The sequence below is a fragment of the Enterococcus sp. AAFC-DPL-5182 genome (assembly GCF_058216605.1).
In genome coordinates this window covers 2,659,929-2,685,105 of record NZ_CM177101.1, presented here as the reverse complement: position 1 = coordinate 2,685,105, position 25,177 = coordinate 2,659,929, and the positions used below count along the sequence as shown (strand labels likewise).

Here is a 25,177-nt window from a genome sequence, read left to right as displayed (position 1 = left end):
TACTACGATTGGCTTCGCCAGAGTGGATGATGAACAATACAAGGCGTTCAAAGTGAGAGAAGTCACCGTACTAGAGAATCACCAAACGTTATAATCCAAACCAAACATTGAGTCGATCAATTAAAAAGCGCTACCTACTCTTTCAAGTAAGCATAGAGTAATCAAATTCTTAACCGATCTTTACCAAAATAGAATACAAACAATGAACAATAATTAGGAGATGAAAAAAATGAGTTATCAAAAACCAAAAGGAACCAATGACTTATTACCAGGAACTTCAGAAAAGTGGCAATTTGTTGAAGAAACAGCTCGTTTGATTTTTCGCGATTATCAATATGAAGAAATCCGTACGCCGATTTTTGAACATTATGAAGTCATTTCTCGTAGTGTAGGAGATACGACAGATATCGTTTCAAAAGAAATGTATGATTTTTACGATAAAGGAGATCGTCACGTAACACTTCGCCCAGAAGGAACAGCGCCGATCGTTCGTTCGTTTGTTGAAAACAAATTGTTTGGACCTGAATTTGCAAAACCGTATAAAACATATTATATGGGACCGATGTTTCGTTATGAACGCCCTCAAGCTGGACGTTTAAGACAATTTCACCAAATCGGAGCAGAAGCTTTTGGTAGTGTAAATCCAGCCGTGGATGTTGAAAGCATGGCAATGGCTCTAGACTTTTTCAAACAATTGGGAATCAATCAAATTCGATTAGTGATCAATTCTTTAGGAGATAAAGCAACTAGATCAGCTTATCGTCAAGCTTTGATCGATTATTTAGAACCGAGATCAGCTGAACTGAGTGAAGATTCAAAACGACGTTTGCATGAAAATCCTTTACGAGTTTTAGATAGTAAAGATAAAAAAGATCAAGCAATCGTAGCTGATGCACCCTCGATTTTGGATTACTTAAGTGCTGAGTCAAAAGAGCACTTTGAAACAGTTCAAACGATGTTGAATGAATTGAATATTCCATTTGAAGTGGATAGCAATATGGTTCGTGGATTAGATTATTATACGAACACGATTTTTGAAGTCATGAGTGAAGCACCAGGAATGGGCGCTCAAGCTACGATTTGTGCGGGTGGACGTTATGATGGTTTAGTAGAAGAATTAGGTGGACCTGCAACTCCTGGTTTTGGTTTTGCAATGGGGATCGAGCGTGTCTTGATTACGATGGAAGCAGAAGGTGTTGTCGTTCCAGTCATCAATGAAATCGATGCTTATGTGGTTGGAATCGGTGAACAAACGAATATCGAATCGCTAAAATTGGTTCAAGCAATCCGTAACTTTGGTTTTTCAGCGGATCGTGATTTTATGGATCGTAAAGCAAAAGCGCAATTTAAAACAGCTGCTAAATTAAATGCTAAACTTGCCCTCACTTTAGGTGAAACAGAATTAGCAGAAGGCATTGTCAATGTAAAATCAATGGCTAATCGTAATGAAAAAGCATTTCCACTTTCAGATATTTATGAAAGATTTGATGAAGTCTATGATGAAATGATGACAGTGATGTTTGATTAATAATAAGCAAAAAATGAAGAGGAGCAAAGGCTAATGACAAAAAGAACAGTATACTGCGGGGAAGTCTCAGCAGATTTAGTAGGTCAGGTAATCACATTAAAAGGGTGGGTCCAAAAACGTCGTGACCTAGGCGGAGTTATTTTTATCGACCTACGTGATCGTGAAGGAATCGCACAAGTTGTGTTCAACCCGGCACATTCAAAAGAAGCGTGGGAAATTGCGGATAAATGCCGTAGTGAGTATGTGATTGAAATTACTGGAGAGTTGACTTATCGTGATAAAGAAGCAATCAACCCTAAAATGAAAACCGGTGAATTTGAAGTGATGGCAACGGCTATCACGATTTTAAATACAGCGAAAACACCGCCATTTTTAATTGAAGATGAAAATAATGTCGGCGATGAAATTCGTATGAAATATCGCTATTTAGATTTACGTCGTCCGCAAATGACAGCAAATCTAAAATTACGTCACGAAATCACAAAATCGATTCGTCACTATTTAGATGACACTGATTTTATTGATATCGAAACACCTTATTTTGGTAAATCAACACCAGAAGGCGCTCGTGACTATTTAGTTCCTTCACGTGTGCATGCAGGACACTTTTACGCATTACCGCAATCACCGCAAATTTTCAAACAGTTATTGATGAACGCTGGTTTTGATCGTTATTACCAAATCGTTCGCTGTTTCCGTGATGAAGATTTACGTGGGGACCGTCAACCAGAATTTACTCAAGTGGACTTAGAAACAACCTTCTTGTCACCAGAAGAAATTCAAACAATGACTGAAGAGATGCTAGCAAAAGTGATGCGTGAAACAAAAGGTATCGAAGTTACATTGCCATTCCCACGTATTAGCTATGATGAAGCAATGGCTCGTTATGGTAGTGATAAGCCAGATACTCGTTTTGATATGGAATTGATCGATATCGCTGATGTAGTAAAAGATGTTGATTTCAAAGTCTTCCAAATGGCTTTAGAAAATGGCGGACACGTGAAAGCTTTGAATGCTAAAGGTGCTGCAGATAAATATTCAAGAAAAGATATGGATAACTTAGGTACTTATGTAAGCCAATTTGGTGCCAAAGGATTAGCTTGGTTAAAAGTGGAAGAAGATGGTCTAAAAGGCCCAATCGCAAAATTCTTAACAGAGGTTTCTGACGAGTTGATCAAAGCAACGAATGCTGAGGTCGGTGACATTTTGATGTTTGGTGCAGATAAACCAGAAATCGTTGCCGCAGCATTAGGTGCCGTGCGTTCTCGTTTAGGGAAAGAACTAGGCTTGATCGACGAGTCTAAATTCAACTTCTTGTGGGTCGTTGACTGGCCATTGTTTGAATATGATGAAGAAGCAGGTCGTTATGTTTCTGCTCACCATCCATTCACGCAACCTAAAGAATCTGATATTGAATTACTTTCAACAGACCCAGCGAAAGTTTATGCTGAAGCATACGATATCGTTTTAAATGGTTATGAATTAGGTGGCGGTTCATTACGTATCCACAAACGTGAGTTACAAGAAAAAATGTTTGAAACATTAGGGTTCACTAAAGAGTCAGCCCAAGAACAATTTGGTTTCTTATTAGATGCTTTAGATTATGGTTTCCCTCCACATGGCGGAATTGCGTTAGGTTTAGATCGTTTAGTGATGTTGTTAGCTGGTGAAAACAATATCCGCGAAGTGATTGCCTTCCCTAAAAATGGGAAAGCAGCCGACCCAATGACAAGTGCTCCAAGTGTGGTTTCACCATTACAATTATTTGAATTGAACATCGATGTAACAGCGATTGATGAGTAGAGAGTAGAAACAGTAAAGCGAGGTTGGGAAGAAAGCGCCTAGCTCAAATAATTTAAGAAGGATCTGTTTTTTACCACCGTTTAGTCGGATTTTAAGGGGCTGAGATATAACTCGAAGAGTTATATCTCAGCCCCACTTTTTTTATTTTCCATGCTTGTTTATGAAATGATAATAAGCGCCAATCAAGTTGGCATCATTACCTAATGAACTTAAAACGACATTTGGAGCAATGATACTAGCAAGTGGGCCAATATTTAGACTAGTCACGTTTTTTTGCAGACTCTGCTTAATATAATCCAATAGAATCGCTTGACTACTGATACCGCCTCCAATCACGATTTTTTCTGGATCCAAAATGGCTTGTAGATTCCAAATTTGCACAGCTAATGAATCACAATAGTCTTGTAAAATAATTTGTGCAGCGGGCTCTTCATTTTTGATTGATTCAAAAAAAGCTTCGCCACTAACTTTATCCACTGGTTTATTCAGCATTTTAGCGAAGGGTTTTAATAAACTATAGACACTATTTTTTACAGCGAATAAATCAGTAAGGCGCATAGCTGAATCTGTTTGAACTAAGGAGAGCTCTCCAGCTGCTTGATGGAAACCTTTAACTAGCTGACCATTCACGATCAAGCTTCCACCAACACCTGTACCTAAAACAATCATAGCGGCATTTTCAATTCCTGTTAGTTGACCTTGATTCATTTCCCCGAGGATTCCACTGCGTGCATCATTTTCCACTGCAACGGTGCAATCAAAAATGGTTTCGTAAAATGTGCGAATATCCATCTGTCGAACAAATTCAAGTGAACCACCATGAACAGCAAAACCATTTTCAGCATCAATAATTCCTGGCATGCAAATTGAAACACCGTCAAAAGGCTCTGGAAATTCCTTTTTTATCCTATTTAAACAAACGTTAAAAGCATCCATAGTTTTAGGGGTCGCTTGTTTTTTTACCTGTTCTAATTGACCAGATACAACCAGTCCATATTTAATAAATGTCCCACCTATATCCAAAACAAGAATTTTTTTCATCAGAATCGATCTCCTTCATTTTTAAATTTGCGTAATATGAATTTGGTTCCTTTACTTATATCAGTGGCTCCACTATAATGTACACATAAATTTTAACGTAAGTAGGTTAAGCCAATGCTAGAAAAAATCTCAGCAGTCAAGAATTTATCTGATGCCGACGAAGTGCTGCAAAATTATATTTTTAGAAATTTAGAAACGATCTTTACTCTTTCTGCTCGTGAAATCGCGACTCAAATTCCTTGTTCTCCTTCCACTGTAACACGATTCGTAAGAAAATGCGGGTTTGATTCTTACCACGATTTTCAGCGCTATGTTAAAAATGAAGTGAGTAAACTTGCAGGTAAAGGGATAACCGACACCATTTCACTTGAGCAAATCTTTGTCAATCAAGTATTTGCTGAGAATGTTATTGAGCAAGTAGAAATAGTGAGTAGTCTCTTGAAGCAATCAAGTTTCATTTATTGTGTAGGAATGGGTTCATCTGGAATCATGGCTAGTTATGCTGCTAGAAAATTTAACACGATCGGTTTTAAAGCAATGCATTCAAATGAACCGTATGCGCCATTTCTTTCTACTCAAATGAAAGAAGATAACAGCGTCATCCTTATATTCTCTAGTTCAGGTGAAACAGCTGAAATTATTGAGATGGTTCAACTTTTGAAATCAAGTAGTAGGCAAATTATCAGTATTACAAATACACATGACAATACCTTAGCCAAGCTTTCTACGATCAACATTCCATACTACATTGAAAATCAACGGCTACCGTATAACTTTGATTTATCCTCTCAGATTCCAACTGTGGCTTTAATTGAATATTTAGTGGCTTTTTGTTTTAACAAGCAATAATCATCCTTACGTTTTCTAAGGAAAAGTGTGTTTATAGTTTGTTTATATTTATGTCTTATACTGAATATAAATAAAACTAAAGGAGGATGCTTATGCGTAGGAAAAAAAATTTGCTAAAGATATCATTACTGATATCACTGGTCCTTATTTTTTCGGCGTGCCAATCTAAAAAAGCGAATCTAAACCAACCAATAAAGGAGAGTACAAGGATGACGACTGATAAAAGTAGTACAAAACAATCAAGTGAAGCGAAAGATGAACAGGCAATGAACGCAACCGAATCATCAACTCCACCTTTTCCAGCAGGTTCTTTGATTCAAGCAGTAACGGATAATGATGCTGCAAAAGTGCAAGCGATATTGGCAGATAAAAACTATACGATCGATGAAGTCAACGCTCAAGGTGAAACGCCACTTTTAGTTGCAACGCATCAAAACTTCGTTGCTATTGCAAAGATGTTGATCGATGCAGGAGCCGATATTAACTTACAAGATCACATTTCCGATAGTCCATACTTGTACGCCGGAGCTCAAGGAAAAACAGAAATTCTGGCTCATATGCTAGAAAAACAAGTACCAGATCAGCAAAAAGTGAATCGCTTTGGCGGGAATGCCTTGATTCCAGCAGCTGAAAAAGGCCATCTTGAAAATGTTAAATTGCTGTTAAAAGATGGAAGAGCAGCTATCGATCATCAAAATAATTATGGCTATACCGCTTTGATCGAAGCCGTTGCGTTAAGAGACGGATCTGAAATCTATCAACAAATCGTCAAAGTTCTGTTAGAAGGCGGCGCAGATAAGACATTGAAAGACAATACTGGACGAACAGCTGAAGATTATGCTAGAAGTTTAGGTTATTCTGAAATGTTAAATACACTTAACGCTTATTAATAGCGGCAAAACAGCAGGGGATTAAACCTCTGCTGTTTTTGCGTTTTCTTGTTCTAACAGATACTCTTTTTTATCTGCCATTTTAAAGAATGGATACCACACAAGTACATTCACGATCAATAAAACAATGAAGATCAATAGGTAATTAAATCCACCTTTCAAGGCCATCGCAATTGGTGCTGGTGTTGTCCAAGGTAGAGCGATCAATGGATTGTATTTGGAAAAGTCTAAAATCGATAACATACCCCAAGCAATGCCGCCCATTAATAAAGGAGAAGCGACCATTGGTACAAAGAAGAATGGGTTTAGCATCAACGGCATACCGAAAATCAACGGCTCATTCACGTTAAAGATAACTGGCGGACCTGCTAATTTAAACAACGATTTGTATCGCTCTGATTTTGCAGTAAACATGGAAATTACTAAGCCATACGTACTTCCTTGACCACCAAAAGAGTTTCCGCAAACATAAGAAACAACGGCCATGGCAAGATACGGTAGTTCTTGGTGTTGTTGGTACGCAGTCATATTTGCCAGCATATTGGCTGTCATCACAGGCATCACCACACCATAAACCATATTTGGATGAATCCCGAAAAACCACAACATATTTGCTAACGTAAAAATAAGGATGATGGCGATTGGAGAGCCTGTCAATGATTGCAATGGTGCTTGGATCAAGGTAGTAATGAATGCGAAAATACTACCGAATGGTGTAAAGGAGAAAACGACTCTAACAATGAAGAAGAAAGCTAGAATCACGCCAGATAGGATAGCAGGACTTAAAGATTCTGAAACATTTGAAGGCACTGTATCAGGCATTTTGATCGTTAGATTTTTTCTGATTAAAAATCCATATAAAACAGCAGTGAAGTAGCCAACAATAATAGCTACGAAAAGTCCAGTTCCACCAGTATATTGACTAGCAAAAGCTTCCACATTATTGCTTGCAGTTACAACCGTTTGAGCTGGGAATTCTGTAACAGCTTTTTCAAGTGTATACGTTTGGATCATTTGCGGCATTAGGATGAAAAACGAACCAATTGCCAAAAGTCCAGCAGGCAGTGGATCGTATCCTTCTTTTTTAGAATAAATATAAGCAAAGTTGAAGGTCACGTAAACTGAAAGTAAATTGATCGTAGCACCTAATGCGGCATTAAAGTGAGCAGTCATACCTGTTTTAGCTAAAAATTCGATCCATTGAGGGATTGGGAAATTCCCAATGATCATGAGCAAAGCGACACCTAATGTAATTGGTGTTGTTCGCATAAATGCTTCGGCTAATGCACTGAAAAATTTACTACCATTCATTTTTTGAGCAATCGGACCAATAAATTTATTCAGAAATTTTTCTAAAGCTTCCATCATTTGTTCCCCATTTCATTTAAGTATTCACCGTTTGTTTCAATCACTTTTTGATACCAATAAAAACTCTCTTTTTTGTAACGATTTAAAGTACGCTCAGAACGTTCATCCCGATCAATATAAACAAAACCATACCGTTTTTGATAGCCATTCAACCAACTAAGCAGATCAGTAAAACTCCAAGTGCAATAGCCTAACACTTGAACTCCGTCTGTGATTGCTTCTTGGATCTCATGTAAATGTTTTTGTAAGTATTCGATACGGTAAGGATCATGGATTTCGCCGTTTTCTAATTTGTCGTATTCTCCTAAACCATTTTCTGTGATCAGAACGGGTAGCTGATAACGACTTTCGATCGTTCTTAAGGCCACTCGAATGCCGACAGGATCAATCGTCCAATCCCAATTTGTTTGTTCTAGATAAGGATTTTTGACAAATTTACTCACTCTAGGAATTTCCATTTCTGTACTGGTTCCTTTTTTACCAGAGTTATTCATTTTAATTTCTCCTGAGAAGGAATCTGTGGTACTAGCTTTGACTGTTGCAGTTTGATAATAATTTAAACCGATGAAATCTGGAATACCGCATGCTAGCAATTCTTGATCGGATTCGGTAATAATGGGCGCTAGCTGTAATTTTTCTAATTGCTTGATAACGGTTCTTGGATATTTGCCTGTTGCATAAACATCTAGCCAGAAAAATCCCATCAGTTCTTCCGTATCAATTTTAGCTAAAACATTCAGTGGATTACTATCAAAAGCATAAGCAGGACCATAATTGAAACTTGGGCCGATCTGTCCTTTATAACCACCGTTTTTAAACGCTTTGATCACAGACGCATTAGCAAGATTGGCAATATGATTGGCCGCAAACATTCGTTTAACATCACGAACAGCAGGTGGATGAGTACCCAGTAAATAACCATGAGTGATAAAAACATTCTGTTCATTCAAACTTACCCAATAGTTTACTCGATCAGAAAAGGCATCAAATAATACCTTGGCATAATTGGTAAAATCTTCAATAATTTGTCGGGATTCCCAGCCCCCATACTCATCTTGCAGTGCTTGAGGGAGATCCCAGTGGTAAATTGTTACGATCGGTTCAATGTTGTATTTCAAAAGCTCATCGATCAACTGATTGTAAAAATCAAGACCTGCTTGATTGGGCTCGCCTTTACCGTTTGGAAAAATACGTGACCATGCTATGGAAAAACGATAAGCTTTCAAACCAATCTCCGCCATTAAAGCGACATCTTCTTTAAAGCGATGATAGTGATCGACTGCAACATCTCCATTCGTATCTTGGAAGGTCGTACCAGGTTGTTTCACAAAAGTATCCCAAACAGAAATACCTTTACCAGCTTCTTGATAAGCTCCTTCAACTTGATATGCGGCAGAGGCACTACCCCATAAAAAATGTTTAGGAAATTGATCTAATTCTGTGTGGCGCATAATCATTCCTCATTTCAATAAAATTTGTATAAGTCGATCATAGCGGAAAAACATTTTTTTTGTAAGCGTTTTTCTTCAACGTGCAACACGTTGCAAGATTATGAAACACACAGATACAAATGAAAAAAAGAAAATACTTTTCCTCTATTTAAACGATTGTGCTTTTTTTCCTACTCTAAAGCACGTATAATGGAAACCAAATGAATCAAGTAAAGTGAGGCTGCTTCTACATGAAAAAATTCTTTGAAAGTTTACCTGTCCATGATTACACGACAAAACTTTCAGTGTCGATCGTTTATGCGATCTTGGCATCTGTTGCGATGAACTTCTTTTATCAACCAGGAAATATTTATTCTAGCGGGATTACAGGCCTCGCTCAAATTCTAACGACCTTATCAACAAAGGTTGTAGGGTTTAAAGTACCTGTTTCGATTACGTTATATGCCTTGAATATTCCCTTGTTTTTTGTGGCTTGGCGTAAAATCGGGAAAAAATTTACGGTCTTTACTTTTCTGACTGTTACACTGACTTCTATTTTTATGCAGATCGTGCCGCAAACAAGTCTTTCTAATGATCCAATTATCTGTGCGATTTTTGGTGGAGCAGTGATGGGTTTAGGTATTGGTTTTGCTTTGAAAAATGGTCTTTCTTCAGGTGGACTAGATATTTTTAGTATCACGATCCGTAAAAAAACAGGGCGTTCTGTTGGATCGATATCCATGTATTTTAATGGTTTGATTATTTTCGTGGCAGGGTATTTATTTGGCTGGCAGTATATGTTTTACAGTGCTTTGTCTATTTTTGTGAGTGGAAAAGTGACGGATGCAGTTTATACAAAACAAAAGAAGATGCAAGTCATGATCATTACGAAAAATCCAGATGCTGTGATCGATGGAATCCAACAGAAAATGAGACGGGGAATTACGATTATTCATGAAGCAGAAGGGGCCTATCGTCATGATAAGCAAACATTATTATTGACGGTTGTGACTCGTTTTGAATTACCATCATTAGAAGCGGCTATGAAAGAATCTGATCCGTCTGCTTTTGTAAGTATTTCAGATAACGTCAAAATTCTTGGACGTTTTTATGAAGAGGATTTATAAGATATGAAGAAGATTTATAAGATATGAAGAGGATTTATAAGATAAGAAACACACGAAAAATCCAGATGTTAGGTCTGGATTTTTTTATTCGATTGTCGCTTTGAATGAAATTTTTAGTATACAAAGGATTTTAATGAGACACAACAAATAATAAATCTCAAAGAAAAGACTGTTAATTTCAAAAAAATAATCTCTTTTTCTTGAAAAGAAAGATGAAAACTGTTAAACTATGTATGTAAGATTGAGGGACGCTTTTAAGACTGTTAATAGAATTTAACAATGCGAAAGAAGAACGTCAATCCTATTTTTTTAAAGTTCATAGGTCGTTTTAAGTCTTACTTGGACGTTTTTAGACCAACGAAGGAGCGCATCATGCTAGATGAATTGAAAATGATTGAAGCAGTTGCTCCAGATTTGCTCGATGTAATGCAGGAAAGGTTTCATATTCTTCGTAATATTTACTGGATGCAGCCTATTGGACGTAGAAGTCTATCTGATAGTATGGGAATTACAGAACGGGTCTTGAGAACAGAGACTGACTTTCTGAAAAATCTGCAACTGATAGAAACTTCTAAAAGTGGAATGACATTAACTGAAAAAGGTTTAGACGTTTACCAAGGGTTAGAGACAGTGATGAATCAATTACTTGGCATGCATCAAATCGAAAAAGAAATCAGTCAGTATTTCGGAATCAAGCGTTGTATCGTTGTCGCTGGCAATAGTGACAATCAAGAGAAAGTTTTGTATGAGTTTGGGGATGTTTTGACTGACTCACTAGACTTACTTTTACCTGAAGGCAATAATATTATTGCAGTTATGGGTGGTACGACAATGGCGATGACAGCTGAGCATATGGGGACTTTAGAAACGGAAAAAAGACATAATCTTTTTGTTCCAGCTAGAGGCGGAATTGGTGAAGCAATGACGGTCCAAGCCAATTCAGTAAGTGCTGTAATGGCAAGCAAAACTGGTGGACACCATAGAGCATTATATGTTCCAGAGCAATTAAGCTTAGAAACATATAACTCATTGTTGCAAGAACCCTCGATTCAAGAAGTTTTGACACTGATCGAGCAAAGTAATTGTGTGGTTCATAGTATTGGACGCGCATTACACATGGCAGCACGTCGCAAAATGTCTGACGATGAAATGGTTATGCTAAAGCAAAACAATGCTGTAGCAGAATCTTTCGGCTATTTCTTTGATGAAGAAGGGGAAGTTGTTTATAAAATCCCACGAATCGGACTTCAGTTGAAAGATGTACAAAAAATTCCGAATGTCGTTGCGATTGCAGGCGGTAAGACAAAAGCTAAAGCAATCCACGCATATATGAAGAACGCACCAAAACAAACGTGGCTCATCACAGATGAAGCTGCTGCAAATGAGATTTTAAAAGGGGCAACCCTTTAAAATAAAAAAATTTTTGATTTTCATAAGGAGGAAATCTTTAATGACAGTTAAAGTAGGTATTAATGGATTTGGACGTATCGGACGCTTAGCATTCCGTCGTATCCAAGATGTAGCAGGAATCGAAGTAGTAGCAATCAACGATTTAACAGATGCTAAAATGTTGGCTCACTTGTTAAAATATGACACAACTCAAGGTCGTTTCAACGGAACTGTTGAAGTTCATGATGGATCTTTCAACGTTAACGGTAAAGAAGTTAAAGTTCTTGCTAACCGCAACCCAGAAGAATTACCATGGGGCGAATTAGGTGTAGACATCGTTCTTGAATGTACTGGATTCTTCACTTCAAAAGAAAAAGCTGAATTACACTTAAAAGCTGGTGCTAAACGTGTTGTTATCTCTGCTCCAGGCGGAAATGACGTACCAACAATCGTTTATAACACTAACCACGATATCTTAACAGGTAAAGAAACAGTTATCTCAGGTGCTTCATGTACGACTAACTGTTTAGCTCCTATGGCTAAAGCTTTACAAGACAACTTTGGTGTTGTTGAAGGTCTTATGACTACAATCCACGCTTACACAGGTGACCAAATGACTCTTGATGGACCTCACCCAGGTGGAGACTTCCGTCGTGCACGCGCTGCAGCAGAAAACATCGTACCTAACACAACTGGTGCTGCTAAAGCAATCGGTCTAGTTATCCCTGAATTAAATGGTAAATTAGACGGAGCTGCTCAACGTGTTCCTGTAGCAACTGGTTCATTAACTGAATTAGTAACAGTTCTTGACAAAAAAGTAACGGTTGAAGAAGTAAACGAAGTTATGGCTAAAGCTGCTAACGAATCTTACGGATATAACACAGACGAAATCGTTTCTTCTGATATCGTAGGTATGACTTTCGGTTCATTATTCGATGCTACTCAAACTAAAGTAATGACTGTTGGCGATCAACAATTAGTGAAAACTGTTGCTTGGTATGACAACGAAATGTCTTATACTGCACAATTAGTTCGTACTTTAGAGTACTTCGCTAACTTATAAGAATAACTCTTATCATTAGTGAAATTTGAACAACTGTGAAATAATAAGCGGGGAAGCAACGCGCTTCCCCGCTTTTTTTATAAGTTTAAGAAAAATCATTCTTTTCAAAATCAAAAAAATAGATAGGGGTAACTTTTAATGGCTAAAAAGACTATCAAAGATGTAGACTTAAAAGACAAAAAAGTTCTTGTACGTGTTGACTTTAACGTGCCTTTGAAAGATGGCGTGATTACGAACGATAACCGTATCGTAGCAGCACTTCCAACAATCAAATACGTGATCGACAATGGCGGAAAAGCAATTTTATTCTCTCACTTAGGTCGCGTTAAAACAGAAGAAGATAAAGCTGGTAAATCATTAAAACCAGTAGCAGAGCGTTTGGGTGAATTACTGGGTAAACCAGTAACATTCGTTCCTGAAACTCGCGGTACTGAATTAGAAACAGCTGTTAACAACATGAAAGACGGCGACGTTTTAGTGTTTGAAAACACTCGTTTTGAAGATATCGATGGTAAAAAAGAAAGCGGAAATGACGCTGAATTAGGTAAATACTGGGCTTCTTTAGGTGACGTATTTGTAAATGATGCATTTGGTACGGCTCACCGTGCTCACGCTTCTAACGTAGGCATTGCTTCAACTGGTATTCCAACAGTTGCTGGATTCTTAATGGAAAAAGAAATCAAATTCGTCGGCGAAGCAGTAACTGCACCAAAACGTCCTTTTGTAGCTATCTTAGGTGGCGCAAAAGTTTCTGACAAAATCGGTGTTATTGAAAACTTGATTTCTAAAGCAGATAAAATCCTTATCGGTGGCGGAATGACTTACACATTCTACAAAGCGAAAGGGATCGAAATCGGTAACTCACTTGTTGAAGAAGATAAAGTTGCTTTAGCAAAAGAATTGATCGAAAAAGCTGGTGATAAACTAGTATTACCAATCGATTCAGTATGTGCTAATGAGTTCAGCAATGATGTTGAAACTGTTATCACTGATGGTGAAGCTGTACCAGAAGGCTACATGGGCTTAGACATTGGACCTAAATCAATCGAATTATTCTCTAAAGAGTTAGCAGGCGCTAAAACAGTTGTCTGGAACGGACCAATGGGCGTATTCGAAATGAGCAACTTTGCTAAAGGTACAATCGGTGTATGTGAAGCAATCGCTAACTTAGAAGATGCAACAACGATCATCGGTGGCGGAGACTCTGCTGCTGCTGCAATTCAATTAGGCTTTGCTGACAAATTCACTCACATTTCAACTGGTGGAGGCGCAAGCTTAGAATTGCTAGAAGGTAAAGAATTACCAGGATTAGCGGCAATTAACGATAAATAAAGAGGTTGTCTTTTGAACACCGTTTAACCAATCCATACCATAATAAGAAAAGGATGTGCTTTTCCATGCGTAAACCAATCATCGCTGGTAACTGGAAAATGAACAAAACTTTAGCAGAAGCGCAAAGCTTTGCTGAAGCAGTAAAAAATGCTGTTCCATCAAAAGATGTCGTTGATTCAGTAATCGGATCTCCAGCATTATTCTTAGCACCACTTGCTTGGAGTCTAAAAGATTCTGACGTTCAATTATCTGCACAAAACTGCTACTGGGAAAACTCAGGCGCATTTACAGGTGAAAACTCACCAGCTGCTATTGCAGATTTAGGTATCCAATATGTAATTATTGGTCACTCTGAACGTCGTGAGTATTTCCACGAAACAGACGAAGACATCAACAAAAAAGCAAAAGCAATCTTTGCTAACAATATGACACCAATCTTCTGTTGTGGCGAATCTTTAGAAACATATGAAGCAGGTAAAACTGCTGAGTGGATCGAAGGACAAATCACAAACGGTTTAGTTGGTTTATCAAATGAGCAAGTATCTTCAATGGTTATTGCTTATGAACCAATCTGGGCAATCGGAACCGGTAAATCTGCTGATGCAAACATTGCGGATGAAATCTGCGGCGTTGTACGTGCAACTGTAGAAAAATTATACGGTAAAGAAGTATCAGAAGCTGTACGTATCCAATACGGCGGTTCTGTAAAACCAGAAAACATTGCTGAATATATGGCGAAAGAAAACGTTGATGGAGCTTTAGTAGGCGGAGCAAGCCTTGAAGCCGATTCATTCTTAGCCTTGTTAGAAGCTGTTAAATAAGACACGCTTATAACAATATACGCAATAAATAGAAAAATCATTGAATAATCTATGAATTATGCAAAAAATGTTTGCATAGCACGCGTTTATTCACTACAATCATAATTAAGGGAATCGAATCCCCTTAGTATAAAACAAACTCAAAGGAGAGACAAAACATGTCAATTATTACTGATGTTTACGCACGCGAAGTCTTAGACTCACGCGGTAACCCAACAATCGAAGTAGAAGTATACACTGAAAGCGGTGCTTTTGGTCGTGGAATGGTTCCATCTGGCGCTTCAACTGGTGAATACGAAGCCGTTGAATTACGTGATGGTGACAAAGCTCGTTACTTAGGTAAAGGGGTTGTTAAAGCAGTTGACAACGTGAATAACATCATCGCTGAAGCTATCATTGGCTACGATGTACGTGACCAAATGGCAATTGATAAAGCAATGATCGATTTAGATGGAACTCCTAACAAAGGTAAATTAGGCGCAAACGCTATTCTTGGTGTTTCAATCGCTGTAGCTCGTGCTGCTGCTGATTACCTAGAAGTACCTTTATACCACTACTTAGGCGGATTCAATACAAAAGTATTGCCAACACCAATGATGAACATCATCAATGGCGGATCTCATGCTGATAACAGTATCGACTTCCAAGAATTCATGATCATGCCTGTAGGCGCTCCTACATTCAAAGAAGCTTTACGTTATGGTGCTGAAGTATTCCACGCATTAGCTGGAATCTTAAAAGCTCGTGGCTTAGCTACTTCTGTAGGTGACGAAGGTGGTTTCGCTCCTAACCTTGGTTCAAACGAAGAAGGTTTTGAAGTAATCATCGAAGCAATCGAAAAAGCTGGCTATGTACCTGGTAAAGATATCGTTCTTGCTATGGATGCTGCTTCTTCTGAATTCTACGACAAAGAAAAAGGCGTTTACGTTTTAGCTGATTCAGGCGAAGGCGAAAAAACTACTGAAGAAATGATCGCATTCTACGAAGAATTATGTGCGAAATACCCAATCATCTCAATCGAAGATGGATTAGATGAAAATGACTGGGATGGTTTCAAAAAATTAACAGTTGCTTTAGGCGACAAAGTTCAATTAGTTGGTGACGATTTATTCGTTACAAACACAACTAAATTAGCTGAAGGTATTGAAAAAGGAATCGCTAACTCAATCCTTATCAAAGTGAACCAAATCGGTACTTTAACTGAAACATTCGAAGCTATCGAAATGGCTAAAGAAGCTGGCTACACTGCAGTTGTATCTCACCGTTCAGGTGAAACAGAAGATTCAACAATCTCTGATATCGCTGTTGCAACAAACGCTGGTCAAATCAAAACTGGTTCATTAAGCCGTACAGACCGTATTGCTAAATACAACCAATTATTAAGAATTGAAGACCAATTAGGCGAAGTTGCTGAATACAAAGGTTTGAAATCTTTCTACAACTTAAAAAACAAATAAGAATTTTCTTATAGTAGTAGATAGGGTCTAAAGATTATAGCGATAAGTAGTTAGGCATTAAAATAAATTGATCTATTGTCTGGTTAAAGTTTCTTCTAATTTAACTGTATAGAATGTTTAGATAATGCGAACAGTATCTAGTAATAAATGTTTAAATAGCATCTTTTCTTTCATTAGAGAGAAAAGATGCTATTTTTGTTCTATAGGTAGAGATCTATAATTTCCTTTAGGAAAAAAATGAAGAAGTGGGGGAGAAGGATATTTTTTATAGATACATAAAAAAGAGTAAACTAACGGTTAAGTTAGTTCACTCTTTTAAAAATATTTAGTGTTAGAAGTTGAATAATAGTAACGAGGAATGCGTTCCTCTTTCTATTTCAATCGGTATTTCAATAGACCTGAAACAAATAATAATACAGTTCCTAAAATCAGCAAAAACATATTTTCTACGTAATTCGAACTAGTATTAGGTAATTTTTTTTGTTTATCAAGTGTCAGAACGCCTTTTTCTTTGTGATTGGTTGTATCCTTGCTGACTGTATCTAATGTATCATGCATTACAGACGCATCTTTTTTCTGATTTTCGTTTGTATCGGTAGTATCATTGCCTGATATGTTGTCATTATTTGAGTTGCCATCTCCAGTCTCTTTGTCGTTTAATTTTTCATAAACATATACGACATTTTGCGCGACATCTGTAAACTGACCTAAGGCATTTTCTGGTGTTGAGTACAAGGTATATCCTTGAATTTGTTTTGGCTCCGTTACATATGCTGCCCCTATCTTTCCTTGTAATAGTTCTGAAGTAGCAAGTTCTTGACCGTCCTTGTCCACGTATTCAACTTTTACGGGCTGTCCAGTTTGTTTTTCCCAAACATACGTATCTGAATCTTTATTGCCATCATAATTTTTCATAAATTCATCAGCTGTCCATATAGTGAAGCCTTTAGGATCAGTCGCTGTTCCTGTACCTATATTTATCCATTTGCCAGTGTATTCATTATCTATTGTTGGTTGTGTTAATTTAGCATTATAAAAGTTAATATTATCATAACTGATTTCAACAAATTTAAATTGTGAACCTAAGACTAATTCTTTTAGCATATTGGAATCATTAAACATGAAACTCATATCAATGACAGCTGAGGTATTAAAATTACTTAGATCAAGACTCATTAAATGACCTAATCCAGCAAACATGTAGTTCATCTCTAACACACTTGACGTATCAAAAGAAGTTAGATCAAGATCTGTCAGTAAGTCATTCCATGCAAACATATAGCTCATATTAGTCACATTGGAAGTGTTAAAACTCCTTAGATCTAAATATGATAAACTATCTGCATGGCGGAACATACTATTCATGTCAGTTACGTGTGATGTATCAAAATGACTAAGATCGAGTTGGGTCAAATTCTCTAACTGCTCAAACATTGAACTCATGGTTATCACATGAGACGTGTCAAAGTTACTTATATTGAGATTTACTAGGTTATTTGCCCCAGCAAACATCGAATTCATGTCAGTCACATTAATAGTGTGAAAGTGACTAAGATCAAGACTTGTTAAACTAGTCATCCATGCGAACATCGCACTCATGTTTATTACAATCGACGTATCAAATGTCGCTAAATCAAGACTTGTTAAACTACGTAAATCTGAAAACATCGCACTCATATCAGTTACATTTGATGTATCAAATGCTGTTACATCAAGACTGGTCAGTAAACTATCTAAAGCAAACATATAGCTCATGTTTGTCACATTTGATGTGTTGACCGTCTCTAATCCTTCAATAGATAGTAAATTTGTATAATTTGCAAATAAATAGCTAGAATCGTTAGGGAAACTACTCCCTTCTTCTAAGACAATTTTTTTTACAAGAGATTTATCCATATTAATCGTTTGTGTAAAGAGACCGCCATGGACAGTTAGAGTGCTGGTTAATACATCGAAAGAAATATTTTTTGCTAATACTATCTGGCGCTCTTGTTTTTCCAGTGATGGTGTAACGTTTGCTAGGGGAGAAGTAATTTTATCTTTTGGTATTTCATCAAGTTTTTCCGTCTCATTTGTGTCAAAAGAAGTAGTTTCTGTATCCATCGGTTCTGACGGGATTTGTGAATCGATAGAGTTTGAGTAACTCGTGGAGTTACTTGTTTGTTCAGGTATTTTAACCTGTGTCTGTTTTTCTTCATTACTGTATTCTTCAGCATTTACATACATTGTTAGTGTATTTGGAATAAAAACAGTGATAGTAGCAGCTAGTTTAAGCGCAGTGTGTAATGCTTTTTTCATTTTTTTCTCCATTCTAAATTCTATTACTAGTGATATAAAAAATAATTTTTTGATTAAAATAAAAAAATTAAAAAAAATACAAATACCAAAGCATTTTATTCTAGATTGGGATGCAAGTCAATAGTTTATCTATATTTTCCTCAATTTCTATGCTTTTCGGTACATAGGGCTGACTTTTTCAAATCAAATCTTTTTAAGATATTTAATAAACCAATTTATTCAACTATAATAAATCAAACAGGGATATTCAGCTAAAGGAGAGTGTGATAAATGAAAAAATATCTAAAGATTGTTTTTTTTTAACAGTGGTCATTTTAGCTTCTTGTGTTGTTAAAAAAGGAACAAACAATAAACTAAATAGAGGGATTGATGAAACGTTGGTCCATATATTAACTGGTTCTTGGGTAGCAGATAGTTATGATCATGTAAACTATCAAATAAGTTATGATGAACAAACGTTGACCTTCAATTCAATAGCATTGGAAATCGAGTATACTGAGGGCAATAGAATTTTTACCCACGAAAAAAAAGATAAAGCGTTCCGCTATATTTTTGAAGTAAAGGATGAAGAGATTGTTGTTTTTCCTAGTTATGACGTGAAGCAAAGTGGAGATGAATTAGCTGTAGGTGGGGATTTAGCACCTATTGAGTTGAAAAAGACACGAATACTATCTAAAGAAAGTATTTTAGGAAACTGGTACTCGACAGAGTCGGATTTTCCTGGGTTCATTCAAGTGAGAGCCGCGTTTGTATCTAATGAGGTAGACTTAATCATCAAGAAAAGTGAAGATGCTGAGGAATTTGAAACAATTCCACTAACCTTTGAAAGTGGAGGATCTGAGTTGATCTACGTAAATAAAGAGAGAACAATAAGATATAGTTTTTCTCATTATGAAGGAACTAAAATGCTTCTTACTTCTTCTTCAACTCGGGAGGGAGCTGAAGGAAGCGCACCACCATGGATTCTAGAAAGAGGAAATCATTGAAAACATATGAAATCAAGCTTCCATTATTCAAAAGAAAAAATCGGTGCTATACTAAAAATAAAAAGAGGAGGATGCAATATGAATCAGTCTGATCTCCAAGCCATCATCAAAAAACAACATCTTTTTTTCAATACAAACCAAACAAAATTAATAGCCTTCAGAAAAAAGCAACTTGAACGACTATTAATAAACGTACAAAAACACGAAGAAGATTTCTATTGGGCGTTTGAAAAAGACCTTAAAAAACCTAAAGTAGAAGTCTATGCAACCGAATTAGGGCTTGTTTTATCGGCAATTAAAGACATGCTAAAAAATATCGATAGATGGACGAAGCCCGCAAATAAGCCAAGAGCGATTTCTTCTTTGTTAAACAAGAATACAGTCTTTTTAGAACCTTATGGAACGGTTTATATTATTGGTCCCTTTAACTATCCACTTCAATTGACCTTAGTTCCTTTGATTGGCGCACTTGCAGCTGGTAATTGTGCAATTGTAAAACCATCATCTAAAACACCAAATGTAGCTGCAGTGATCGGTGCTGTTCTTGGTGAAACGTTCGATGAAGAATACGTCAAAGTGCTTTCACCTAATTCAATTGATAATGCCACCGTTTTAAAAGAGCGTATGGACTTTATTTTTTTTACAGGAAGTACCAAAGTTGGAAGAATTGTGATGGAAGCAGCTGCTAAACATTTAACGCCGGTTGTCCTAGAACTTGGAGGTAAGAGCCCTGCTATTGTTACGGAACAAGCTGATATTGAGTTAGCTGCTGAACGAATTATCTGGAGTAAACTACTTAATACGGGGCAAACTTGCATTGCAACAGATTATGTTTTAGTAGATGAAAAAGTAAAAGGGCAACTAATCATCTCGTTGAAAGAAAAAATCCGCGAATTTTATGGAAAAGAGATCCAAGAAAATCCTGATTATGGTCGTATTGTTCAAGGTGACGCTACCAATAAGTTTAGTCAATTGATCAACGAAAATCGTCAATTTCTGATATATGGTGGAGAATATGATTTAGAGACAAGATTTGTAGCGCCTAGTCTTTTTGATATTGGCTTAAGCCGAGAGAATAGTTTGATGAAAGAAGAATTATTCGGACCGCTGTTGCCAATCTGTACATATCAACACTTGGACGAAGCGATTAACTTTGTTAAAGACGGTGAAAAACCGTTAGCATTGTATCTATTTTCCGATGATAGAGAGGTTCAAAAAAAGATTTTACATGAAATATCTTTCGGTGGTGGTGGAATCAATCAAACGATCCTTCATGTAGCCAATGACGACTTACCTTTTGGCGGAGTTGGAGCGTCCGGGATGGGGAATTATCATGGGAGATATAGTATTGAAACCTTTTCTCACGAAAAATCAGTTGTTTATGGTAGAAAAGACACTATGGCAAAATTGATCTATCCTCCTTATGATCAGAAGAAATTTGATTGGTTAAAACGACTATTATAAAACAAGTCCAGTATGTAACCTAATTGTTTTCAGTAGCGTTAAAACATGCTAAAAATAGAGAAGAAGCTTATCGATTGATGAGCTTCTTCTCTATTTTCTTAAGTTCCCACTAGACAAATCAAGTTCATGTTACTATTTTTTTGAGCGAAAGCTATCATTAATAAACTTGATACCCGTAACTAAAAAGACAATCATGCCAGCAAAAATAAATAGAAATCCTATCGGCAAAAGATAAAAATTTTCATGTAAAGTACCTGATGCATCAACATACTCTACTGAATTTGCTTTGATAAAGATACAAGCAAACCCAAAAATCAGTAAGAATGCCCCAATCAATGTTGTAACCATATTCAGCTTTGCCCGCCTTGTTTTACTACCATCTTTTATTAATTTTTCGGTCATGTTGTTCACGTTATTTCCCCCTAGAATTAATTCATCAAGCGAAATATGAAAAATAGTAGAAATTAGGATCAATAGTTCGAGGTCTGGAAGATTACGATTATTTTCCCAGTTAGAGACTGCTTGTCTTGTTACATTTAAACGAATCGCAAATTTTTCCTGTGTCAGTTTATTTTTTGTTCGTAGTTCTTTAATCTTGTCTCCAAATTCCATAGTATAAATTCCTTTCGTTGATGTATCTCAAGCATAGAGGGATATCTTGTTAATCACAAGAAAGCATTCCTTGCACACGCCTAAAATAAAGGGAAAGCAATCCTTGCTTAGTGGTTTTCTTCATAGAATACTGCGTTTTGTTCGCGGTTAAATTATAGCATCTATACATGATAAACAGAAATTTGACAGACTTCTCTTGTTTTTTATGTTACAAGTTTAATAATAAAATTGATTCCTTTATTGAAGAGTTCTCCATAAACGCATATGTTTTTTTCAAAAACTATTTATTTGTTATACTGAATGTAACAAATTGAAAGGAGGAAATTTTATGAAAACAAGAGCTGAATTAAAAAATGAAGCGAAAGACGTTTTACGTGGACGTTGGAAAGACAGTGTATTGATGTGTTTGGTACCAACATTGATTTCCATTGCAATTGGACTACTTGTATTTTTTCTACTATTATTACCAACTATTACTTTTGTTCAAAATAACCCTGATTTTGTAAGTGGTACTACAAGCTATGAAGGGAGTTCTGGCAGTGGCGGAAGTGGCTTCTTTGGTGGTGTTATAGGTGCGTTATTTAGTGCCGGTATTTCTTGGACATTTCTAGATCTTTTAAGAGGAAAAAGAAAAGAAATCAATCCCTTTTCAGATGCATTCCGCGGTTTTGCTGGACCTGTGATTTTAGGCGTGATTTGTATTAGTTTATTAACACTTGTCTTTGTTACGCTATGGTCATTACTATTGATTATCCCAGGAATTATCAAAGGTTATTCTTATTCACAAGCATATTTTGTTTATTATGATGGTTATGAAGAAACTGGTGTACGTCCAGGCTTTTTAGACTCGATCACTCGCAGCAGAAAGCTTATGAATGGCTATAAAGGTCAATTATTTTTATTAGATCTAAGTTTTATCGGTTGGCATATCTTAGCGATGTTAACGTTAGGAATCGGTTATCTATGGTTAACACCATACATCACTGCCACAAAAGCTGCATTCTATGAAAATTTACCGAAAACGATAACTGCTTAAAAAATCAAAAGCCCGAAACAAAACGGATTGTTCGTTTTTGTTTCGGGCTTTTTAATCTGACTAATTATTTAAGTAAAATGATGAGCGAATTGAATTGTTTATAATTTGTTTATTTTCTTGTTAGCACCTGTTTACATTGGCTCTTTATAATAAAGGTAAGCAATAAGAAGATTTACCTAATTATAGGAGGGAGCAAGAAATCATGAACAATAAAAAAATCATCGTAGGCGTTTCAAGTTTAGTTTTACTATTAGCAGGTTGTAGTGTTGGAACTCAGGAATCTATGGGGGCAAAAGGAAGTAGTCAACCGCAAACGGAACAATCAAAAAATAGTCAGAACAAAAATAAAGGGGACAAATTAACTAAAACTTTAGGTAAAACTAATTGGCAAGGCACAAAAGTTTACGACAAAGACAACAATGATTTAACAGCAGAAAATGCCAATTTTATCGGTTTAGCAAAATATGATGCTGAAACAGGACGCTATGAGTTTTTCGATGCTAAAACAGGTGAGAGCCGTGGCGATCGCGGCACATTTTTCATTACAAATGATGGAACAAAACGGATTTTGATTTCTGAAACGATGAATTATCAAGCGGTTGTCGGTTTGACTGAGCTGACTAATAAAAAATTCACCTACACAAGAAAAGGCAAAGACAAAGCTGGAAATGAAGTAGATGTATTTGTTGAACATATCCCGTATAATAAAACTAAGTTAGCTTTTACAGAGAAAGAAAAACCATTGGATACAACAACAGGTAAAATCGAGACGAAGAAACCTGGTGCTGAAATCTTAGGACAAACCTTATGGAACGGCACAAAAGTATTAGATGAAGCTGGCAATGATGTAACGGAGTTTAATAAAAACTTTATCAGTTTAGCTAAATTTGCGGCTGATACAAATAAATATGAATTTTTCAACTTAGAAACAGGCGTTAGCCGAGGTGATTTTGGTTACTTTGATGTATTGAATCATAATAAAATCCGAGCACATGTATCAATTGGTCAAAATAAATACGGAGCAGCGTTAGAATTAACCGAGCTGAATAACAAAAAATTTACGTACAAACGCATGGGGAAAGATCAAGCGGGCAATGATATCACAGTATTTGTAGAACACGAACCTTATACTGGTGACTTTAAACCTGAATTCAGTTTCTAAGCTGTTCTGACTAAACGCAATTGATCCCCTAATAAATGAACCAAAGGAGAACGAAATGACAATAAAAAAACGATTTCTCATTTCATATATTGGGGGCATTGCGATTGCGTGCCTTTCGCTTTTTTCAATCATTTGTATAGTGTTTTATGTGACAACAGGAAGAATTCCTAGTCCGAGTACTTTATATAAAACCTTTACAGAGCAACGCTCGTTGAGTCCAGAAGAAGAGTTAGCCTATATCAAATTACGTGGAATAGCGAAAACTGATCCAGATCAGCTACTTGCACCACAGGAAGAATTAAAGAAAACCATCAGTCAATTTGAAAGTGAATCTCTAGGTGTTGTTGTACGCAAACAAGAAAATATTGCCTATTATTCACAAGATTTGGTAGAGAAATCATTGATCGTTCATTTTCCTAAATTCGATGACAATAATCTTGAAACAAAAGGCACCATCGATAATGCAGGTCGTTTGTATCGCTATATGAAATTTGATTTTTATTTTAGTGATCAAGTACCAGGCAGTCTATTGGTCTTGAAAAAAGAAAATAATTTTTTAGAGTTTATGACAAAATGGGGCGTATTAGTTATTGTAACGATTTTACTTGTGGCACTTAGCGGCTTACTTTTTCTCAATCATTTATTGAAAAAAACGATTATTAGTCCTTTAGAAAACCTAGGTGTAGGAATGTCTGCGATAAGCAATGGTCAATTAGAAGTGTCGATGACAAAACCTGTTAAACAAACAGCAATGGAAGTAAAGCAGTTGACGGATGATTTTGAAAAAATGCGGGAAGCGTTGATCTACTCAACTGAAGAACAAGCAAAACTTGAAAATAACCGTAAAGAACTAGTTGCAAGCATTTCTCATGATCTAAAAACGCCGATCACTTCAATTATTGGCTACGTTGAAGGCTTACTGGATGGAGTAGCTGACTCTCCTGAGAAACAGGATAAATATCTGCAAACGATCCATACAAAAGCTATTTCATTGAATGAGTTGATCGAAGAACTATTTTTATATTCTAAATTAGATGCAGCAGCCATTCCTTTTCACTTTGAACGAATCAATATCAATGAATTCTTGAAACATATCATTGAAGAATTTCAGTTGCAAGATAACCAAGTTTCGTTCCAATTATCTAATCAGCAAACGACCGCAAGTTATGTTTTAGCGGATCGAATGCAGTTAAACCGAGTTTTTATCAATTTAATCGAAAATAGTCTAAAATTTAAAGCAATGAACCGCCCACTTTTGATTGAAATCGGCATCTCTGAAAGTGCTGGAATAGTGAAAGTCAGCGTATCTGACAACGGACAAGGGATCTCTGCGGAACAATTACCGTTTGTTTTTGATCATTTTTATCGGGGCGAAGAAGCGCGGCCAACAAATACTGGCGGTAGTGGCTTAGGCCTTGCCATCGTCAAGCAAATTATCGATATGCATGACGGTCAAGTCGAGATTGAAAGTCAATTACATCATGGAACGACTGTCACGATTATATTAAAAAAAGCCTGAGG

The 25,177-nt window shown here is 36.6% G+C and carries 20 protein-coding genes; 15 read left to right on the top strand and 5 right to left on the bottom strand.

Going from position 1 to position 25,177, the window contains the following annotated elements:
• Positions 1-229 precede the first annotated feature (229 nt).
• Together hisS and aspS are read left to right on the top strand one after the other, a co-directional pair.
• Positions 230-1,528 carry a histidine--tRNA ligase gene (gene hisS / locus AC4BB7_RS12535; protein ID WP_490483261.1) on the top strand — a complete coding sequence of 433 codons (1,299 nt, stop codon included), beginning with the start codon at positions 230-232 and terminating at the stop codon, positions 1,526-1,528.
• Positions 1,529-1,561: 33 nt separating this feature from the next.
• The gene (gene aspS / locus AC4BB7_RS12530; RefSeq protein ID WP_010771422.1) at positions 1,562-3,331 is read left to right on the top strand and encodes an aspartate--tRNA ligase; all 1,770 of its coding nucleotides are present in this window, start codon (positions 1,562-1,564) and stop codon (positions 3,329-3,331) included.
• Between the two features lie 141 nt (positions 3,332-3,472).
• Here the strand turns inward: aspS and AC4BB7_RS12525 are convergent, their stop codons facing one another.
• The gene (locus AC4BB7_RS12525) at positions 3,473-4,372 is read right to left on the bottom strand and encodes an ROK family protein (protein ID WP_490483260.1); all 900 of its coding nucleotides are present in this window, start codon (positions 4,370-4,372) and stop codon (positions 3,473-3,475) included.
• A 114-nt stretch (positions 4,373-4,486) separates the two neighbouring features.
• On the opposite strand from AC4BB7_RS12525, the gene AC4BB7_RS12520 reads away from it, so the two are divergent.
• Complete coding sequence (locus tag AC4BB7_RS12520) at positions 4,487-5,221, top strand: MurR/RpiR family transcriptional regulator (protein ID WP_086313814.1); 735 nt, start codon at positions 4,487-4,489, stop codon at positions 5,219-5,221.
• Between the two features lie 92 nt (positions 5,222-5,313).
• A complete protein-coding gene (locus AC4BB7_RS12515; protein WP_490483259.1) occupies positions 5,314-6,111 on the top strand; it encodes an ankyrin repeat domain-containing protein in 798 nt (265 codons plus the stop codon).
• A 21-nt stretch (positions 6,112-6,132) separates the two neighbouring features.
• Here AC4BB7_RS12515 and AC4BB7_RS12510 read toward each other — a convergent pair whose 3' ends face one another.
• Together AC4BB7_RS12510 and AC4BB7_RS12505 are read right to left on the bottom strand one after the other, a co-directional pair.
• Positions 6,133-7,476 carry a PTS sugar transporter subunit IIC gene (locus AC4BB7_RS12510; RefSeq protein WP_086313812.1) on the bottom strand — a complete coding sequence of 448 codons (1,344 nt, stop codon included), beginning with the start codon at positions 7,474-7,476 and terminating at the stop codon, positions 6,133-6,135.
• The gene (locus AC4BB7_RS12505) at positions 7,476-8,930 is read right to left on the bottom strand and encodes a glycoside hydrolase family 1 protein (protein WP_490483258.1); all 1,455 of its coding nucleotides are present in this window, start codon (positions 8,928-8,930) and stop codon (positions 7,476-7,478) included. Before AC4BB7_RS12505 ends, AC4BB7_RS12510 begins: the two co-directional genes overlap by 1 nt.
• Before the next feature lie 230 nt (positions 8,931-9,160).
• Here AC4BB7_RS12505 and AC4BB7_RS12500 point away from each other — a divergent pair, with 230 nt between their 5' ends.
• The 6 genes from AC4BB7_RS12500 to eno all read left to right on the top strand — a co-directional run bounded on the left by AC4BB7_RS12500 (position 9,161) and on the right by eno (position 16,098).
• Positions 9,161-10,036, top strand: coding sequence for a YitT family protein (locus tag AC4BB7_RS12500; RefSeq protein WP_490483257.1), 876 nt, complete (start codon positions 9,161-9,163; stop codon positions 10,034-10,036).
• A gap of 372 nt (positions 10,037-10,408) precedes the next feature.
• The gene (locus AC4BB7_RS12495) at positions 10,409-11,446 is read left to right on the top strand and encodes a sugar-binding transcriptional regulator (protein ID WP_086313809.1); all 1,038 of its coding nucleotides are present in this window, start codon (positions 10,409-10,411) and stop codon (positions 11,444-11,446) included.
• Positions 11,447-11,486: 40 nt separating this feature from the next.
• Positions 11,487-12,488, top strand: a complete 1,002-nt coding sequence (gene gap / locus AC4BB7_RS12490) for a type I glyceraldehyde-3-phosphate dehydrogenase (RefSeq protein WP_069634608.1) — start codon at positions 11,487-11,489, stop codon at positions 12,486-12,488.
• 138 nt (positions 12,489-12,626) lie between these two features.
• Positions 12,627-13,820 carry a phosphoglycerate kinase gene (locus AC4BB7_RS12485; protein ID WP_086313808.1) on the top strand — a complete coding sequence of 398 codons (1,194 nt, stop codon included), beginning with the start codon at positions 12,627-12,629 and terminating at the stop codon, positions 13,818-13,820.
• Positions 13,821-13,885: 65 nt separating this feature from the next.
• The gene (tpiA, locus tag AC4BB7_RS12480) at positions 13,886-14,641 is read left to right on the top strand and encodes a triose-phosphate isomerase (RefSeq protein ID WP_086313807.1); all 756 of its coding nucleotides are present in this window, start codon (positions 13,886-13,888) and stop codon (positions 14,639-14,641) included.
• Between the two features lie 158 nt (positions 14,642-14,799).
• Complete coding sequence (eno, locus tag AC4BB7_RS12475) at positions 14,800-16,098, top strand: phosphopyruvate hydratase (protein WP_010771434.1); 1,299 nt, start codon at positions 14,800-14,802, stop codon at positions 16,096-16,098.
• A gap of 372 nt (positions 16,099-16,470) precedes the next feature.
• Here eno and AC4BB7_RS12470 read toward each other — a convergent pair whose 3' ends face one another.
• A complete protein-coding gene (locus AC4BB7_RS12470) occupies positions 16,471-18,396 on the bottom strand; it encodes a BspA family leucine-rich repeat surface protein (RefSeq protein ID WP_490483256.1) in 1,926 nt (641 codons plus the stop codon).
• A gap of 263 nt (positions 18,397-18,659) precedes the next feature.
• Here AC4BB7_RS12470 and AC4BB7_RS12465 point away from each other — a divergent pair, with 263 nt between their 5' ends.
• Both AC4BB7_RS12465 and AC4BB7_RS12460 read left to right on the top strand, forming a co-directional pair.
• Positions 18,660-19,382: a hypothetical protein gene (locus AC4BB7_RS12465; protein ID WP_490483255.1), complete on the top strand. Its 723-nt coding sequence runs from the start codon at positions 18,660-18,662 to the stop codon at positions 19,380-19,382.
• A gap of 78 nt (positions 19,383-19,460) precedes the next feature.
• Positions 19,461-20,846 carry an aldehyde dehydrogenase family protein gene (locus tag AC4BB7_RS12460; protein ID WP_490483254.1) on the top strand — a complete coding sequence of 462 codons (1,386 nt, stop codon included), beginning with the start codon at positions 19,461-19,463 and terminating at the stop codon, positions 20,844-20,846.
• A 132-nt stretch (positions 20,847-20,978) separates the two neighbouring features.
• Here the strand turns inward: AC4BB7_RS12460 and AC4BB7_RS12455 are convergent, their stop codons facing one another.
• Positions 20,979-21,458, bottom strand: a complete 480-nt coding sequence (locus AC4BB7_RS12455; protein ID WP_490483253.1) for a DUF3955 domain-containing protein — start codon at positions 21,456-21,458, stop codon at positions 20,979-20,981.
• Positions 21,459-21,786: 328 nt separating this feature from the next.
• On the opposite strand from AC4BB7_RS12455, the gene AC4BB7_RS12450 reads away from it, so the two are divergent.
• The 3 genes from AC4BB7_RS12450 to AC4BB7_RS12440 all read left to right on the top strand — a co-directional run bounded on the left by AC4BB7_RS12450 (position 21,787) and on the right by AC4BB7_RS12440 (position 25,175).
• Positions 21,787-22,494: a DUF975 family protein gene (locus tag AC4BB7_RS12450; RefSeq protein WP_086313803.1), complete on the top strand. Its 708-nt coding sequence runs from the start codon at positions 21,787-21,789 to the stop codon at positions 22,492-22,494.
• A 202-nt stretch (positions 22,495-22,696) separates the two neighbouring features.
• Positions 22,697-23,656, top strand: coding sequence for a DUF4822 domain-containing protein (locus AC4BB7_RS12445; protein ID WP_086313802.1), 960 nt, complete (start codon positions 22,697-22,699; stop codon positions 23,654-23,656).
• Between the two features lie 55 nt (positions 23,657-23,711).
• Positions 23,712-25,175 (top strand): sensor histidine kinase, encoded by a 1,464-nt coding sequence (locus tag AC4BB7_RS12440; RefSeq protein WP_490483252.1) that lies wholly within the window; start codon positions 23,712-23,714, stop codon positions 25,173-25,175.
• The last annotated feature ends 2 nt before the right edge of the window (positions 25,176-25,177 follow it).

Excerpts from the sequence above, each read along its gene's own strand:
- hisS (WP_490483261.1), top strand. The coding sequence starts at position 230 with ATGAGTTATCAAAAACCAAAAGGAACCAATGACTTATTACCAGGAACT.
- aspS (WP_010771422.1), top strand. The coding sequence starts at position 1,562 with ATGACAAAAAGAACAGTATACTGCGGGGAAGTCTCAGCAGATTTAGTA.
- AC4BB7_RS12525 (WP_490483260.1), bottom strand. The coding sequence starts at position 4,372 with ATGAAAAAAATTCTTGTTTTGGATATAGGTGGGACATTTATTAAATAT.
- AC4BB7_RS12520 (WP_086313814.1), top strand. The coding sequence starts at position 4,487 with ATGCTAGAAAAAATCTCAGCAGTCAAGAATTTATCTGATGCCGACGAA.
- AC4BB7_RS12515 (WP_490483259.1), top strand. The coding sequence starts at position 5,314 with ATGCGTAGGAAAAAAAATTTGCTAAAGATATCATTACTGATATCACTG.
- AC4BB7_RS12510 (WP_086313812.1), bottom strand. The coding sequence starts at position 7,476 with ATGGAAGCTTTAGAAAAATTTCTGAATAAATTTATTGGTCCGATTGCT.
- AC4BB7_RS12505 (WP_490483258.1), bottom strand. The coding sequence starts at position 8,930 with ATGCGCCACACAGAATTAGATCAATTTCCTAAACATTTTTTATGGGGT.
- AC4BB7_RS12500 (WP_490483257.1), top strand. The coding sequence starts at position 9,161 with ATGAAAAAATTCTTTGAAAGTTTACCTGTCCATGATTACACGACAAAA.
- AC4BB7_RS12495 (WP_086313809.1), top strand. The coding sequence starts at position 10,409 with ATGCTAGATGAATTGAAAATGATTGAAGCAGTTGCTCCAGATTTGCTC.
- gap (WP_069634608.1), top strand. The coding sequence starts at position 11,487 with ATGACAGTTAAAGTAGGTATTAATGGATTTGGACGTATCGGACGCTTA.
- AC4BB7_RS12485 (WP_086313808.1), top strand. The coding sequence starts at position 12,627 with ATGGCTAAAAAGACTATCAAAGATGTAGACTTAAAAGACAAAAAAGTT.
- tpiA (WP_086313807.1), top strand. The coding sequence starts at position 13,886 with ATGCGTAAACCAATCATCGCTGGTAACTGGAAAATGAACAAAACTTTA.
- eno (WP_010771434.1), top strand. The coding sequence starts at position 14,800 with ATGTCAATTATTACTGATGTTTACGCACGCGAAGTCTTAGACTCACGC.
- AC4BB7_RS12470 (WP_490483256.1), bottom strand. The coding sequence starts at position 18,396 with ATGAAAAAAGCATTACACACTGCGCTTAAACTAGCTGCTACTATCACT.
- AC4BB7_RS12460 (WP_490483254.1), top strand. The coding sequence starts at position 19,461 with ATGAATCAGTCTGATCTCCAAGCCATCATCAAAAAACAACATCTTTTT.
- AC4BB7_RS12455 (WP_490483253.1), bottom strand. The coding sequence starts at position 21,458 with ATGGAATTTGGAGACAAGATTAAAGAACTACGAACAAAAAATAAACTG.
- AC4BB7_RS12450 (WP_086313803.1), top strand. The coding sequence starts at position 21,787 with ATGAAAACAAGAGCTGAATTAAAAAATGAAGCGAAAGACGTTTTACGT.
- AC4BB7_RS12445 (WP_086313802.1), top strand. The coding sequence starts at position 22,697 with ATGAACAATAAAAAAATCATCGTAGGCGTTTCAAGTTTAGTTTTACTA.
- AC4BB7_RS12440 (WP_490483252.1), top strand. The coding sequence starts at position 23,712 with ATGACAATAAAAAAACGATTTCTCATTTCATATATTGGGGGCATTGCG.